The organism is Saccharomonospora sp., from assembly GCF_027317685.1.
GTDB lineage: Bacteria > Actinomycetota > Actinomycetes > Mycobacteriales > Pseudonocardiaceae > Saccharomonospora.
Genome location: NZ_DAHVQP010000124.1, coordinates 1 through 12,842, shown reverse-complemented (window position 1 = coordinate 12,842; position 12,842 = coordinate 1). Strand labels below are relative to the sequence as shown.

Below are 12,842 nucleotides of genomic sequence, written 5' to 3'. Positions count from 1 at the left end.
CACTCCGCATCACACGAACGACCGCCCCGCCTCGGCGAGGGCCTGGTCGGTGATCTCCGGCAACGACGCGTCATCGGAGTGGTCCAACCACGTCTGGGTGCCGACGCGCAGGGCGGCGAGGAAACACGCGGCGATGATCCTGGCACGCATGGCGGAGCCGCTTTCCGGGGGCATTCGCCGGACGATCTCGTCGGCGAGGTCACGTTCGAACGACGCGTACGTCGCGACCTGCCGGGACAGCAGCGCGGGGTGCGATCGGATGAGTCGTGCCCGGGTGAGCCAGTCGGGTCCGTCGTCGTCCCGGCGTTCGCGACGGCGGCGTTGGAGCTCGCGCAGCACCGAGTCGGTCGCGGCCCGAAGGGCCGTCCACGCGGAGTCCTCGGCAGGGCGGGCCGCGACGGCGTCGAGCAACGCGCGCAATCGCCTGCTGTCGCCGTAGAGTACGGCCTCCTCCTTACTACCGAAGTAGTTCGAGAACGTACGCCGGGAGACCCCGGCCGCATCGGCTATGGCCTCCACCGTGACGGCGTCATAACCGTCCCGGACGGCGAGTCGGATGGCGGCCTCGTGCAACGCCGCCTTGGTGGCGATCTTCTTCTGTTCCCGCAATCCGAGCGCACTGTCCACACCCCGATCGTAGGCACGGACGTGACATGATTCTCAATGAGCAAACTTGCACAGTGTGCAAGTTCACGAGGATAGTTGCCAGAGGCAACCATGTTCTGTTGCCGCCATCGGTTCCTTGCTCACACAACAGCGCGGAGGCTGCGTGACTTCTTCCATGTCCCCACCCTCGTCCCGCGAGGACAAACGCACCGGCGTGGCACGGCCACTGATCGGGCTGCTGCTCGTGCTCTTCGTCGCGATGCTCAGCTCGACCGTCGTGTCCACCGCCCTGCCGAGGATCATCGGGGCGCTGAACGGCAGCCAGACCCAGTACACCTGGGTGGTCACGGCGACGCTGCTCGCGGCCACCGCCTCCACACCGATCTGGGGGAAACTGGCCGACCTCTACAGCAAGAAGGCACTCGTCCAAATCGCGATCGGGATCTTTCTGGCCGGATCGCTGGTCAGCGGCTTCGCGCAGGACGCGGGACAACTCATCGCGGCGCGCGCCTTCCAAGGTCTCGGTGTCGGCGGGCTGCAGGCACTCGTCCAGACGATCATCGCCGCGATGATTCCGCCGAAGGACCGGGGACGTTACAACGGCCTGCTCGGTGGTGTGATGGCGGTGGCCACTGTGAGCGGGCCACTCCTGGGCGGCGCCATCACGGACACGTCCTGGCTGGGCTGGCGCTGGTGCTTCTTCGTCGGCGTCCCGTTCGCGGTCGTGGCCCTGGCGCTCCTGCAGCGCTGGTTGCACCTGCCCGCCCTCCGGGACCGAGAGACCGTGCAGGTGGACTACGTCGGCGCGGCACTCATCGCAACGGGCGTGAGCGTCCTGTTGATCTGGGTGAGCTTCGTGGACAGCTCGTTCGACTGGCTGTCGTGGCAGACCGCCGCGATGGTGGGCCCTTCCCTGGTGCTTCTCGGCATCGCCGTCTGGTGGGAAGCGCGCGTGGACGAACCGGTGCTGCCGCTGTCGGTGATCCGGCAGCCCGCGCCCGCGCTGGCGATCCTGGCGAGCCTTTCGGTGGGCATGGCGATGTTCGGCGGTGCCGTGTTCCTCGGCCAGTACTTCCAGGTCAGCCGCGGCTACAACCCCATGGAAGCAGGACTGCTCATGATCCCGATGATGCTGGGCACGTTCGTGGCCTCCACCGTTTCGGGACAGTTGGTCAGCCGTAGCGGCAAACTCAAGGGCCACATCGTCACGGGCACGGTGGTGTTGGTCATCGGCTTCGGCGTGCTCTCCACGCTCGACTACGACACACCGCTCACGGTGGTGTTCATTGGCCTCGGCGCCGTCGGCGTGGGCGTGGGCATGTCGATGCAGAACCTCGTTCTCGCGGTGCAGAACACCGTGGCGCTGCGTGATGTCGGCGCGGCGAGCGCGTCGATCACCTTCTTCCGCTCACTCGGCGGCGCCATCGGCATCTCGGTACTCGGTGCCGTACTGGCCAACCGGGTCAACGACAACATCACCGCGGGACTGCGTGAGCTGGGCATCCCGCCGCAGGCCACCGGCGAGACGAGCAACCTCAACCTCGCCGCGCTGCCCGAGCCGGTGCGGGAGATCGTGCGCGCAGCCTACGGCGAGGCCACCGGCCACATCTTCTTGATCTCGACGGCCATCGCGGTGGTCGGGGTGATCGCGGCTCTGGTGTTCAAACCCGCGCCGTTGCGCACAAGCCTCGACCTGGAACACGACGCGAAGAACTGAGAACCCGTCCCGCGCCGAGGGTGACCGCGACTCAACCGAGTCGCGGTCACCCTCGTTCTCAGCGATCGAGTCGTTCCCTCACCCTCGCGGCGACCTCGCCCACGGGAACGCGAAGCTGGTCTCCGCTGGTCATGTCGCGGATCGTGACCTCTCCTGCGGCCTGTTCCTCGGGGCCGTGGATGAGCACCGTGCGCGCCCGCTGGTCGTTGGCCCACTTGAGCTGCTTACCGAGCTTGCTCGACGTGCCCAGGTAGACCCCCGTGCGCAGCCCCCGGCCACGCAGTTCGGCCGCCATCCGCAACACCGCGTCCTCCGCGCCGAGCACGGTGAGCGCCACATCGAGTCCTGCGCCGGCCTCGGCTTCGTCGGCTTGAATGGCCAGGATGCGTTCGATGCCGATCGAGCCACCGCATGCGGGCAGGTCCGGTCCTCCCAGTTTCGCCACGAGACCGTCGTAGCGGCCTCCCGACGCGATGGACCCCGGGTATCCGGTGGCGACGACCTCGAAGATCGGCCCCGTGTAGTAGTCGAGGCCCCGGACCATGCGTGGCGTGAACACCACACGACCCTCGGGCAGCCCCGACGTCAGCTCCAGGAGCCGGTCGATCTCGACCAAGCCCTCCCGGCCCAGCTCGGTGGTGTCGAGCTGCTTACGCACACGGTCGATGTCGGTGGCGGTCACGTCGTCCACGAGCTCACGCGCGGTCCGCTGCTCCAGCCCACGCTCGACGAGTTCGGACACCACCGAATCAGCGCTGAGCTTGTCCAGTTTGTCCAACGTTCCGAGCACGGCCGTGCCTCGTTCCTCGGAAACGCCGTACGCCTCCAACAACCCGTACAGGGCCTTCCTGCTGTTCACCAGCATCCGGAAGTCATCGACTCCCAGCGCTTGCAGTCCGTCGTGGATAGCCCACACGATCTCGGCGTCCGCCAGCGGCGACGCCGAACCCACCGTGTCGATGTCGCACTGCGTGAACTCGCGGAACCGGCCCTTCGCGGGTCGGTCGGCCCGCCACACCGGGCCGATGACGTACCGCTTGTACGGCGACGGCAGCCGACTGCCGTATGTGCCGACGACCCGCGCCAACGGCACCGTGTGGTCGTAACGCAGCGCGAGATCGGCTTCCCCCGTCGCCTCGTGCACCCCGCGCTTGAGGATCTTGAAGATCAGCGCGCTGGCCTCCTCGCCGAGCTTGCCCTGGAACACCTCGAGCCGCTCGAACGCCGGAGTCTCCAGCGGATCGAACCCGTAATGCTCGAACACACCCGCGACCGTGTCGAACGCGGCCTTGCGGCGACGCACGTCGTCCGCGAGAAAGTCCCGGGTGCCTGAAGCTGGCTCGGCGGCCTTCGCCATGGTTGTCGTGTCCTCCGATGTCGTTGACTCGGCGACCATTGTCGCGTGTCGGCCACCGTGATGCTCGACACCCCTGCCCAAGGCTCCCCAGGCTCGCCGTATAGGCCGTTATTCAGTTACGTGGAGCGGCCCGGCCGAGACTCTCCGTCGGAAGAAGTGTCGACGCACGGGTCTTCTTCAGACGGCCGGTGATGCGCATGCCCATCGAGCCCTCATGCCCCGACAAGCCGTGCTTCAGGACCCCGAGAAAGATGGCAAGGAAACGACGCAGAGGCCGGAGCTAGACCTCACGACCGCTCAGTTTGTCCCGCAGACGGTCCACCAGGCCGGCTCCGGGGTTGAGAATCCGGTTGGCCGGCGGCTTGTCCGGTGCCATCGGGTGCGGGCGCGTGGGCGCGACACGCTTGGCGTTGACCACTTTCTGTCCCAGGTCGCGCAGCTCCTGCTCGTCGCACGCGGCACGCAGCTTCGGCAGCAGGTCACCCTCCTCGTCCTCGATGTGGTGTCGGATCGAGTCGATGAGCTGCCGCACCAGGCCGTCGAATTCGGAGTCGGTGGGATCCATCCCCTCCAGTCGCTTCATGACCCGCTCTGCCTCGGCGTGCTCGGAGATCTCGTGGTCGGCGATCTCGTCACCGTTGTCCAGGTACCGACGCGCGGCGGGGTACATGTACTGCTCCTCGGCGACCGAGTGCCGCACCAGTTCGGCGATCACATGGTCGACGAGCTCCTTCCGCCGTTGCGGCTCCACGCCCGGCTCCTCCAGTTGCGTGAACACCTGCTCCACTTCTCGGTGATCGTTGACGATCACATTGACCAGGTCCTGCTCCTGCGAGACAGTCGTCGTGTATCCCTTCAGCCGACCGGCAACGTCGAGCCGCCTGTTACCCGGCTTCGGCACGGCCCAAACCGCGAACACGTTCAGCGTCCGAAGCCGGCGGTGAGACCCCCGACCAGTTGCCGCCTGCCGAGGATGTAGAGCGCGAGCACGGGCAACGTGGACAGCACCACCGCAGCCAGCACAGCGGGAATGTTGACGGTGAACTGTCCCTGGAAGCTCCACAGAGCCAGGGGAAGCACCCGCTGGTCCGGGCTCTGCGTCAGGATCAGTGGGAACAGGAACCCGTTCCATACCTGCAGCGCGTCGTACACCGCCACGGTGACCACCGCAGGTCTGGTGAGTGGCAGCACCAGGCTCCACACCATGCGCCAGTGACCCGCTCCGTCCAGGCGCATGGACTCGAACAGCTCGTTCGGCACGTCTCGCAGGAAGTTCGCCAGGATGATCACGGTGAGGGGGATGGCGAACGCGGCGGACGGCAGGATGATCGCCAGCAGGGTGTCGTAGAGCCGGATCTGCGTGATGAGGTAATAGACCGGAATGATGGTGGCCTGCAACGGAATGGCCAGCCCCAACAGAAACGAACGGTAGGTGAGCCGGGCCAGCCTGCCACCGCCCCGCACCACGTAGTAGGCCGCCAGAAGCGACACACTCACGGTGATCACCACCGTTACCAGTGTCACCACCACACTGTTGCCGAGGTAACGCAGGAAGTCGTTCTCCAGCACCAGTCGGTAACTGTCCAATGTGGGTTCAGCCGGCGGCGCGAGCGGGTTGGACGAGAAGAACCCCTCCTGATCACGCAGACTCGTGATCACGACGTAGTAGACCGGCACGAGCACCACGAGCAGCCACGCGAACCCGGCCAGCCCACCCAGAACATTGGGGCGCGCCTGCGTCTTCGTCATCATCACGCCCCCTCCAGTTGGCTACCGCGACGGAAACTCGCCCACCGGGACAGCCCCAGGGCCAACGCGAGCCCCGTGACCACCAGGAGAACGGCGAGCGTGCTCGCCTTGCCCATCTCGTTGCTCGAGAACCCGGTGAGGTACATGTCGAGCGGCAACATGCGCGTCGCCTCACCCGGCCCTCCACCCGTCAGCACGAACACCAGGTCGAAGTAGGTCAGCGAGCCGACGAGCATGAGCGTGGACGAGGTGATGATCGTGTAGCGCAGCTGGGGCAGCGTGATGTGGAAGAACTGCCGGATCCGGCCCGCGCCGTCCAACTGCGCCGCCTCGTACAGCGAAACCGGGATCTGTCGCACCCCCGCCTGGTAGAGCAGGGTGTGGAACGGCACGAACTGCCAGGCGATCACGAACACGACGACGTACAACGCCAGGCTGGGATCCCCCAGCCAGTCCTGGGCCAGCACCTGCGCGTTGAACGCCAGGCTCATGCCGAAGTTCGGGTCCAGCAACGCCTTGAAGGAGATGGCGATGGCCGCCGACGACAACAGCATCGGCAGGAAGTACAGCACTCCGAGCACAGCCCGGTAGCGGCCGCGTCCGGCGACCAGCACACCCAGCAACAGCGAGATGGGCGTCTGCACCAGCCAACTGAAGACCATGACCTGCACGCTGAGCCAGATCGCGTGCAACGTCGTGGGGTCGGTGAGCACGTCGGCCCAATTGTCGAGTCCGGCCCAGGCCATGGCGGAGATGCCGTCCCAGTGCAGGAAACTGAGCACGACCACACCGACCAGCGGTATCAGCGCGAATACACCGAAGAAGGCCAGGGCGGGCACGGCCATGATCGGATGCGGACCGGTACGGCCGGTCGCCGCACCGGCTTCGGAGTCGGAGACGGGCGCCGTCGTGGCGCGTGGTTCGGCCACGGTTCTCACTTCTGCTCGACGGTGGAATCCATGGCGGCACAGAATTCTTCGGGCGATTTCTGCCCCGTGAACAGCTGCTCCAGGTTGGTCAGCAACGCGTCCGCCTGACTCGGGGACAGCGCCTGGTCCCACGAGAGCTCGAAGTTGGGTGCCTCACTCGCCAGGGAGTACACAAACGACAGGTAGTCGGGTGCATCCGTGGTGGACAGTCGATTCTCGATGCCCTTCAACGGTGGAACCGACCCGTTCTCCAACAACGTCTCGACGTAGTCGTCGTTCAGAAGCCCCTCGGTGAGGTAGGTCGCGGCAGCGTCCTTCTGCGGTTCCGTGGCATCCGCACTGACCGACCAGTAGTTCGCCGGGTTGCCGACGATGTTGGCGGGGTCGCCCTCACCGCCGTCCACCGTGGGAAACGTCGTGTATCCGAGGTGGCCGTCCTCGATGAATCGCGGGGCCGAGTCCATGATGCTCGGATACGCCCACGACCCCATCAGGTACATCGCGGCCTTGTCCGTGTAGAGCAAAGCCGCGTCGGCTCCACTGTCGGCGGCGATCGAGTTGTATCCCTCGACGAATCCGCCCGCTTCGACGAGCTCGCGGATCATTTCCGCGGCCCGCTTCACCGCAGGGTGCGACCAGGCGCCCGGTTCGTTGGCCTCGATGGCGTCGAACACTTCCGGGCCACCGATCCGGTCGACCAGGTACTCCAGCCACATGAGCTGCGGCCACTTGCTCTGTCCGCCCATGGCCAGCGGCGCTATGTCCTGTTCGAGGAACCGCGGTACGAGTTCCAGCAGCTCGTCCCACGTCTTCGGTGGCTGGGCGTCGATGCGGTCGAACAGTTTCTTGTTGTAGTACAGCAGGACGGGTTGCATGCCGTTGTTCGGCAGCGCGTAGGTCTCACCGTCGACGACACCCGTGTCGAGCACCGAGGGCAGGAATCGGTCGGTGAGCGCCGCGGAGTCCTCGACGAGCTCCGACAACGGCACGACCTTGTCCGCATCCACCCAGGACCGCAGCGAGCCACCGCCCCAACCGAAGAGGAGGGTAGGCGCGTCCCCGGCACCGAGAGAGGTTCGGATCTTCTGTTTGTAGGCGTCGTTGGCGAAGAACTCGACATCGATCGCGTCGTCGGGGTTGTCCTGGTTCCAGGCTTCGAAGGAGCTGCGGATGGTCTGCTCGTCACCGCCTGTCAGGGCCCACGCGCCCGCTCCCGTCCCACCCGGCCCGCCGGACCCGCACGCGGTGGACAGAGTCAGGACCACAGCCGTTCCCGCCGCGAGTAACGCTGTACGTCTCATACCCAGTGCCATGACACGCCTTCCTCGTCGAAGGGCCCGAAATTTTTCGGAAAACACTATGGTGTGGGTAGCGACAATAGAAGCGGTGCCCACCGAGGTCAAGAAGTGATTTTCTTATTTTTCCAGCTATAGTCAGTCGAAACTTTTCGAAAAACGAAACCGGAGGTTGCGGTGCCAACTGGTTCCAGCGCCACCCAACGAGCGACGCTGGCGATGGTGGCCGACGCCGCGGGCGTGTCTTTGCCCACGGCATCCAAAGTGCTCAACGGACGCGGTGACGTGGCTTCGGCGACCCGCGCGCGGGTCGAGAAGGCCGCGCGGGAACTCGGATACGTCCCTCCGGTCGGCAAACGCAGTGTGACCCCCGCCAGAGTCGTGGACCTCGTCTTCGACGATCTCGTGAGTCCGTACTCGCTGGAGGTGCTGCGCGGGGTCACCGAAGCCGGAGCCGAAGCGGGTGTGGACGTCGTGGTGAACCGCGTTCCCGACACCGACGGTGGCACCGGGCCGGCGCGGTTCACCCCCGACGGCTGGGCGAACCGGTTGAAGGCCGCCGGTCGCGAGGGGATCATCATCGTCACCTCGGAGCTGACGCTGGAACAGGTGGAGAGCTTCGACCGAGCGGAACTGCCGCTGGTCGTGATCGACCCGCTGAACCTGCCCCGGGTGGAGGTCACCAGTGTCGGAGCCACCAACTTCTCCGGCGGCCTCTCGGCCACCGAACACCTGTTGTCGCTCGGGCACCGTCGCATCGGGTTCGCCGGAGGTCCCGTGCGCGCGGCATGCGGGCAGGCCCGCCTGCACGGTTACCGTGCCGCGCTGGAGAAGGCCGGAGTCACGCCCGACCCGGAACTCACCCGGCACGGAGCGTTCAGCTATCCGGCGGGGTTGGAGATGGGCACGCAGTTGCTCGATCTGGACGATCCCCCCACCGCGGTGTTCGCGGCCAGCGACACCACCGCGCTCGGCGTGGTGGAAGCCGCGCGCAGACGCGGTCTGCGGGTGCCCGACGACCTCAGTGTGGTGGGTTTCGACGACACCATCCTGGCCACGCTCGCGACCCCGGCGCTGACCGTGGTCCGCCAACCGCTGCCCGACATGGGCCGCGTCGCGCTCCGCACACTGCTGCGCCTGGCGGCCGGGGAGTCCCTGGATTCACACCACGTCGAGCTGGCCACGAACCTCGTCGTGCGCGACTCGACGGCACCTCGACGAGGAGAACGATGACCGATCAGCCATGGCAGGACACGTCGGCGGAACCGCTTCAGCGCGCGCGGGCGTTGCTGGCCGAGATGACGTTGGAGGAGAAGGTCGCGCAGCTGGGCAGCGCGTGGCCCGGCAACGAACAGGTGAGCGGCAACGTCGCCCCCATGCAGGACGTCTTCGCCCAGGGAGCCGCCACGTTCGAACAGCGCCGCGAGCACGGCCTCGGGCACCTCACGCGAGTGTTCGGCACCGCGCCGGTCGACGTGGCCGAGGGCACCGGGCGGGTCGTGGAGCTCCAACGGGACATCGTCGACAACACGCGCCTGCGCGTGCCCGCGATCGTGCACGAGGAGTGTCTGACCGGGTTCACCACCTACAGCGCCACCGTGTATCCGGCGCCGTTGGCGTGGGCGGCGACGTTCGATCCCGATCTCGTCGAACGCATGGCCTCGGCGATCGGCGCGGACATGCGTGCGGTCGGTGTCCACCAGGGACTGTCGCCGGTGCTGGACGTCGTCCGGGACTACAGGTGGGGACGGGTCGAGGAGACGTTGGGCGAGGACCCGTACCTGGTCGGCATGCTCGGCAGCGCCTACGTCCGGGGCCTCCAACGGGCGGGAGTGATCGCGACGCTCAAACACTTCGCCGGTTACTCGGCCTCCCGCGCGGCTCGCAACCACGCTCCGGTGTCGGTCGGCCCACGTGAACTGCGCGACGTGTTCCTGCCCCCGTTCGAGATGGCCGTGCGCGACGCGGCCGCGGGCTCGGTGATGAACGCCTACGTCGACCTCGACGGTGTTCCCGCCGCCGCGGACACCACCCTGCTCACCGGCATCCTCCGCGACGAATGGGGATTCGAGGGGACTGTCGTGTCGGACTACTGGGCCATCGCCTTCCTGGCGACCATGCACCGAGTGGCCGACACCGCCGGGGACGCGGGAGTGCTCGCGCTGACCGCGGGAATCGACGTGGAACTGCCCGACACCCTGTGTTACGGCCCGGATCTGGTCGAGCGGGTGCGCCGGGGCGAGGTCGACGAGGCTCTGGTGGACCGGTCCGTGTTGCGAGTGCTGCGGCAGAAGGCCGAGCTGGGCCTGCTCGACCCGGACTGGACTCCCGAGTCCACGGTGGACGGCACGGTCGACCTCGACGCCCCCTCACACCGTGAGTTGGCCCGCCGGATCGCCGAACGTTCCGTGGTGCTGCTCACCAACGACGGGACCCTGCCGCTGCGGCGGTCGACGCAGCGGATCGCCCTGGTCGGCCCGTGCGCCGACGACCCGCTGGCCTTCCTCGGCTGCTACTCCTACCCCAACCATGTACTGCCTCGATACCCCGATCTGGGACTGGGGGTGGATGTTCCGTCGCTGGCACAGGCCCTGCGCTCCGAGCTGCCGGACACAGAGATCCGCACCGTGCCCGGCTGCGGGGTCGCCGACCGGGACCGTTCCGGCTTCGTCGAAGCGGCCGAGGCCGCCGCCGAGGCCGAGGTGTGCATCGTCGTCGTCGGCGACAGGGCCGGCCTGTTCGGTGCGGGCACGTCCGGCGAAGGATGTGATGCCCCCGACCTGCGGCTGCCCGGCGTGCAGGACGAGCTGGTGTCCACGCTGCTCGATACGGGAACACCCGTGATCGTGGTGGTCGTCTCCGGCCGCCCGTACGCCCTCGGCGAGCACGCCGACCGCGCCGCCGCCGTGCTCCAGGCGTTCATGCCCGGCGAGGAGGGCGGCGCTGCGCTCGCCACGATCCTGTCCGGACGCACGGTGCCGTCGGGCCGTCTGCCCGTGCAGGTGCCCCGTCACCCGGGTGGTCAGCCCACCACCTACTTGCATCCGCCGCTCGGAGGCAACAGCGAAGGCATCAGCAACCTCGACCCCACCCCCGCTTTCCCGTTCGGCCACGGCCTGTCGTACACCACCTTCGACTACGGCGAGCTGGCGTTGTCGGCCGACCGAGTACCGACCGACGGCGGTCTCGACATCACCGTGGACGTGCGCAATAGCGGGAACCGTGCGGGCTCCGAGGTCGTGCAGCTGTACCTGAACGACGTGCAGGCGCAGGTCGCTCGCCCGGTGCGGCAGCTTGCGGGCTTCGCCCGGGTGGACCTCGACCCGGGCGAGACGGCGCGGGTGACGTTCACGCTTCACGCGGACCGCACGAGCTTCACGGGACTCGATCTGCGCCGCATCGTCGAGCCCGGTCGCATCGAGGTCCTCGTGGGCCGTTCCGCGGTCGATCTGCCGTGCTCGGCGTCGTTCGAATTGACCGGTCCGGTGCGTGAGGTCGGACACGAGCGGGTGCTCTCCACCCCGGTCACCGTGACCACGCACACGGCGTGATGTCGGCACTTTCACCGAGCCCGCACACGCTCGCCCTGGTTAGGGTGGTGTGAGCACACGCGCCCGAGTGCTCGGCACCGAGGCCGACCGAGACCGCTCGGGCGCGCACACGCCGCGCTCGAGCGGTCACCGTGGAGCCGTCGAAACGTCACACTGCGTGCTGGGTGTGGTTTAACTCTCACCGTTTCCGCCCCATCCGGACCACCGTGTGAGACGACCTTCCTCACCACCGTCACTCTCGGCCACTCTGGGGACCGTCGCCCGCGCGGCGAAACCCGAAGCGGGCGCGCCAGTGGCAGTCCCAGGAAGGTGAAATGGCAAGCGACAACATATCCGGTGGTAACAACGGCGGCGATCCCGCCGAGATCCGGCTTCCCGAGAGACCGCGCAGGAGCAAAGGCCCCTTCGTCGTCCTCGGAGTCGTGCTGGTCGCCGCGCTGGTGGCAATCACCGTCGTGCTGACGAGCGGCGACGACTCGTCCGGCCCGAGCGACTCGGTCACCGTGCGTATCGGCACCACCGAAGCCGGTTCCGAGTACTGGAAGCCGTTCAAGCAGCTCGCCGCCGAAGAGGGCATCACCCTCGAAGTCGTCAACTTCAGCGACTACAACCAGCCCAACCCCGCGCTGTCGCAGGGGCAGACGGACCTCAACCTGTTCCAACACGTACTGTTCCTCGCCAACTACAACGTGTCCAACCAGGACAACCTGACGCCGGTCGGATCGACGTACGTGGTGCCGTTGTCGCTGTACTCCCACAAACACACCGCCGTCGAGCAGATCCCCGACGGGGGCACGGTGGCGATCCCGAAGGACCCCACCAACCAGGCCAGGGCCCTGTTGGTCCTGCAGGAAGCGGGCCTGATCAGTCTCAAGGACGGCGGCAACGTGCTGTCCACGCCCGCCGAGATCGACCAGGCCGCGTCGAAGGTCAGCGTGACCCCGGTGGACGCCGCCCAGACGGTGGCCGTACTGGACTCGGTGGACGCCTCCATCGTCAACAACGGATTCGCCATGGACGCCGGCCTCGATCCCAGCACCGCGCTGTTCTCCGACGATCCGCGCAGCGACGCCTCCGAGCCCTACATCAACATCGTCGTGGCGCGTGCCGAAGACAAGGACAGCCCGACCTATCGCCGGGTCGTCGAGCTGTTCCACCACCCCGACGTGTTGGATGCGGTGCGGGCCGAGTCACGTGACACGTCCGTTCCGGTGCAGCGTTCGAAACAGGAGCTGGAGGACATCCTCGACCGGCTGTCCGACACCGTGAGGGCGGCACAGAAATGAGCTCCGACACGCGACCGGCGACACCACTGATCGAACTTCGTGACGTCACCAAGGTGTTCACCACGGCGGGCCGAGGCCGGGTCACCGCCCTCGACGGTATCGATCTCACCATCGAGGCTGGCGACATCTTCGCGATCATCGGTTATTCGGGTGCGGGTAAGAGCACCCTGGTGCGACTGATCAACGCCCTGGAACGGGTCACGTCCGGTCAGGTCATCGTGGACGGCATCGACCTGACCACGTTGAGCGAACGCAGACTGCGGGAGGTCCGCCGGGGGATCGGCATGATCTTCCAGCAGTTCAACCTGTTGCGTTCGCGCACCGTGTTCGGCAACGTCGCCTATCCGTTGAA

11 protein-coding genes are annotated in these 12,842 nt (G+C 67.0%); 5 read left to right on the top strand and 6 right to left on the bottom strand.

Annotated features, from left to right (window positions below; genetic code table 11):
* Window positions 1-9: 9 nt before the first annotated feature.
* A complete protein-coding gene (locus M7H19_RS14460; protein WP_298181597.1) occupies window positions 10-627 on the bottom strand; it encodes a TetR family transcriptional regulator in 618 nt (205 codons plus the stop codon).
* Window positions 628-781: 154 nt separating this feature from the next.
* Here M7H19_RS14460 and M7H19_RS14455 point away from each other — a divergent pair, with 154 nt between their 5' ends.
* Entirely contained in the window at window positions 782-2,323 is a 1,542-nt protein-coding gene (locus M7H19_RS14455; RefSeq protein WP_298181750.1) for an MDR family MFS transporter, read from the top strand.
* A 58-nt stretch (window positions 2,324-2,381) separates the two neighbouring features.
* Here M7H19_RS14455 and hisS read toward each other — a convergent pair whose 3' ends face one another.
* From hisS to M7H19_RS14430, 5 genes are all read right to left on the bottom strand, one after another.
* A complete protein-coding gene (hisS, locus tag M7H19_RS14450) occupies window positions 2,382-3,680 on the bottom strand; it encodes a histidine--tRNA ligase (protein ID WP_298181592.1) in 1,299 nt (432 codons plus the stop codon).
* Window positions 3,681-3,960: 280 nt separating this feature from the next.
* Window positions 3,961-4,539 carry a hemerythrin domain-containing protein gene (locus M7H19_RS14445; protein WP_298181748.1) on the bottom strand — a complete coding sequence of 193 codons (579 nt, stop codon included), beginning with the start codon at window positions 4,537-4,539 and terminating at the stop codon, window positions 3,961-3,963.
* Window positions 4,540-4,601: 62 nt separating this feature from the next.
* Window positions 4,602-5,429: a carbohydrate ABC transporter permease gene (locus M7H19_RS14440; protein WP_298181746.1), complete on the bottom strand. Its 828-nt coding sequence runs from the start codon at window positions 5,427-5,429 to the stop codon at window positions 4,602-4,604.
* A 2-nt stretch (window positions 5,430-5,431) separates the two neighbouring features.
* Window positions 5,432-6,274 (bottom strand): sugar ABC transporter permease, encoded by an 843-nt coding sequence (locus M7H19_RS14435; protein ID WP_298181744.1) that lies wholly within the window; start codon window positions 6,272-6,274, stop codon window positions 5,432-5,434.
* A gap of 89 nt (window positions 6,275-6,363) precedes the next feature.
* Entirely contained in the window at window positions 6,364-7,671 is a 1,308-nt protein-coding gene (locus M7H19_RS14430; protein WP_298181589.1) for an extracellular solute-binding protein, read from the bottom strand.
* 159 nt (window positions 7,672-7,830) lie between these two features.
* Between M7H19_RS14430 and M7H19_RS14425 the strand changes: the two genes are divergently transcribed.
* From M7H19_RS14425 to M7H19_RS14410, 4 genes are all read left to right on the top strand, one after another.
* Entirely contained in the window at window positions 7,831-8,886 is a 1,056-nt protein-coding gene (locus M7H19_RS14425) for a LacI family DNA-binding transcriptional regulator (RefSeq protein ID WP_298181586.1), read from the top strand.
* A complete protein-coding gene (locus M7H19_RS14420) occupies window positions 8,883-11,204 on the top strand; it encodes a glycoside hydrolase family 3 N-terminal domain-containing protein (RefSeq protein WP_298181583.1) in 2,322 nt (773 codons plus the stop codon). Before M7H19_RS14425 ends, M7H19_RS14420 begins: the two co-directional genes overlap by 4 nt.
* A 314-nt stretch (window positions 11,205-11,518) precedes the next feature.
* Window positions 11,519-12,490, top strand: a complete 972-nt coding sequence (locus M7H19_RS14415; RefSeq protein WP_298181580.1) for a MetQ/NlpA family ABC transporter substrate-binding protein — start codon at window positions 11,519-11,521, stop codon at window positions 12,488-12,490.
* On the top strand, window positions 12,487-12,842 hold a 356-nt coding region (locus tag M7H19_RS14410; protein ID WP_298181577.1), incomplete at its 3' end, for an ATP-binding cassette domain-containing protein. The genes M7H19_RS14415 and M7H19_RS14410, both read left to right, overlap by 4 nt.

What these genes read in the sequence shown, in the direction of transcription:
- M7H19_RS14440 (WP_298181746.1), bottom strand. Translation starts at nt 5,429, where the DNA reads ATGACGAAGACGCAGGCGCGCCCCAATGTTCTGGGTGGGCTGGCCGGG.
- hisS (WP_298181592.1), bottom strand. Translation starts at nt 3,680, where the DNA reads ATGGCGAAGGCCGCCGAGCCAGCTTCAGGCACCCGGGACTTTCTCGCG.
- M7H19_RS14455 (WP_298181750.1), top strand. Translation starts at nt 782, where the DNA reads ATGTCCCCACCCTCGTCCCGCGAGGACAAACGCACCGGCGTGGCACGG.
- M7H19_RS14430 (WP_298181589.1), bottom strand. Translation starts at nt 7,671, where the DNA reads ATGGCACTGGGTATGAGACGTACAGCGTTACTCGCGGCGGGAACGGCT.
- M7H19_RS14415 (WP_298181580.1), top strand. Translation starts at nt 11,519, where the DNA reads ATGGCAAGCGACAACATATCCGGTGGTAACAACGGCGGCGATCCCGCC.
- M7H19_RS14420 (WP_298181583.1), top strand. Translation starts at nt 8,883, where the DNA reads ATGACCGATCAGCCATGGCAGGACACGTCGGCGGAACCGCTTCAGCGC.
- M7H19_RS14435 (WP_298181744.1), bottom strand. Translation starts at nt 6,274, where the DNA reads ATGGCCGTGCCCGCCCTGGCCTTCTTCGGTGTATTCGCGCTGATACCG.